The sequence below is a fragment of the Nocardioides sp. ChNu-99 genome (assembly GCF_029493445.1).
Taxonomy (GTDB): Bacteria; Actinomycetota; Actinomycetes; order Propionibacteriales; family Nocardioidaceae; genus Nocardioides.
The window spans coordinates 1-1,996 of record NZ_JAHWBL010000109.1 but is presented as its reverse complement, the minus strand read 5'-3'; the positions used below and the strand labels follow the sequence as shown (position 1 = coordinate 1,996).

The 1,996-nt window shown below is 69.2% G+C and carries 2 protein-coding genes; one reads left to right on the top strand and one right to left on the bottom strand.

Annotated features, from left to right (window positions below):
* Positions 1-733, bottom strand: a 733-nt coding sequence (locus KK617_RS18565) for a tyrosine-type recombinase/integrase (protein ID WP_277501670.1), incomplete at its 3' end; no start/stop codon positions are given.
* A 404-nt stretch (positions 734-1,137) separates the two neighbouring features.
* Between KK617_RS18565 and KK617_RS18560 the strand changes: the two genes are divergently transcribed.
* Positions 1,138-1,996: ion channel (locus KK617_RS18560; protein ID WP_277501669.1), on the top strand; the 859-nt coding region annotated here is incomplete at its 3' end.

Genomic DNA, 1,996 nt, shown 5'->3' with positions numbered 1-1,996 from the left:
TCTTCGGGTAGGGCTTGACGATGAAGCGCTCGCCGGTGGGGGAGTGGGCCTTCGAGGTCTCCACGATCGTCTCCTCCACGCTGATCGTGCGGCGCAGGAAGTCGATGTGGCGAGGCCGCAGCGCGATCAGCTCGCCCCAGCGCATGCCAGTCTCGATGAACGTCTCCAGCATCAGCCGGTACTGCACTGGCACCGCGGCGACGAGTCGCTCGAACTCCTCTGGCGTCAGGGTCCGCGACTTCCGCGCGATCACCTTCGGCAGCTCAGTGTGGTCGCACGGGTTGTAGACGAGGACCCGGTCGCGGACCGCCCGACGGAAGATCGAGGACAGGAAGACGTGGTACTTCTTGATCGAGCGCGGCGAGAGACCCTCGTCGTACGCCGTGGTCACCCAGTCCTGGATCACCATCGGCGAGATCTTGTTGAGCTTCTTCTTCCCGAACGCCGGATAGAACTGCTTGTTCAGGTAGGAGACGTAGGAGGCCCGCGTCGTCACCTCGAGGTGCTTGTGGGGGAGCCACTCCTTCTCGACATAGTCGAAGAAGGTGTTCTCGCCCTGGCTCGCGTCGTGCCAGGAGCCGGACAGCACCCGCTGCTCCTCCCGGTGGGCAGCCCGCAGTGCCTCGCGGCGTGACGGGAACGATCCGGCCGACCGCTCGCGGCCGTCGGGGTCGCGGTAGCAGCCGGTGTAGGTGGTGCCGCGGGCACCGTGTCGTTCCTTGACCCAAGCCATCTGCGACCTCTTTCCTGGAGCGACCTCTTTCGCGGTGTAAGTCCACCTCCCTCGTCCGCAATTTGTCCGCAAACGTTGCCGGATGGCGCTGGATCGACACGGACGGCAGTGGAATCAAAAGTGGCCTTTGACCTGCGAGTTTACGCGAATCTGCCGCTCAGCGACAGGTGCCGCGACACGCCGCGAGAACTGCTCATAACCCAGAGGTCGCAGGTTCAAATCCTGCCCCCGCTACAAGGTCCGGCCCGGGAATCGAACACGATTCCCCGGGCCGGAGTCATTTCCGGGGTCCGGATGTCCCCCCGCCCACCGCGGCTCCGGGCGCCGGCGTCCACCGCGCCGGGTCGGTCGCGCGCGGGTACCGGGGGTCCGCCCACCCGTCGTACCGACCGGAGGAACTCCCCGTGCTCGACAACACACCGCTCGACGTCCTGCTGGTGGTCGCCGGCGCGCTCGTCGTCCTCGGGGTCCTCGTCGACGCCCTGATGACGACCCTGTCGGTGTCGGCGGGCGCCGGGCCACTCACCAGTCGGGTCGTCGGGGTCTGCTGGCGTGTCGCCGTACGCCGGCACCGGCAGGACGACGAGTCGTCGTTCCTCACCGGGGTGGGGTCGGTCCTCCTCGTCGGCACGGTGCTGACGTGGGTCCTGCTGCTGTGGACGGGATGGGCCCTGGTCCTCGCCGGGTCGGGCAGCGTGGTCGACTCCACGACCCGGGTCCCCGCGGGCGCGGCCGACGTCGTCTACTTCACCGGCTTCACGCTGTTCACCCTCGGCACGGGCGACTTCGTCGCCCACGACCCCGAGTGGCGGGAGGTGACGGCCCTCGCGAGCTTCTGCGGCCTCTTCATCGTCACCCTGGCGATCACCTACCTCATCTCCGTGGTGTCGGCGGTCGTCTCCCGGCGCGCCCTCGCCGTGCAGATCCACGCGCTGGGCGACACCGCCCCCGAGATGGTCGCCCGCGCGTGGGTCGGCGACCGGTTCAGCGACATGTTCGAGCAGCAGCTGATCGGCCTCCTGCCGGCCGTCGCCACCTCGGCCGAGCAGCACCTCGCCTACCCGGCGCTCGACTACTTCCACTCGAGCCGCCCGGCGCTCGCGGCCCCGACCGCGGTGGCGCAGCTCGACGAGGCGCTGACCGTCCTGACGCACGGCGTGCCGGAGACCGAGCGCCCGGACGCCAACGCGCTGCGGCCGTTGCGGTACGCCCTGAGCCGCTACCTCTCCGCCGCCGCCGACTCGGGCTGGCCCCGTGACGTGG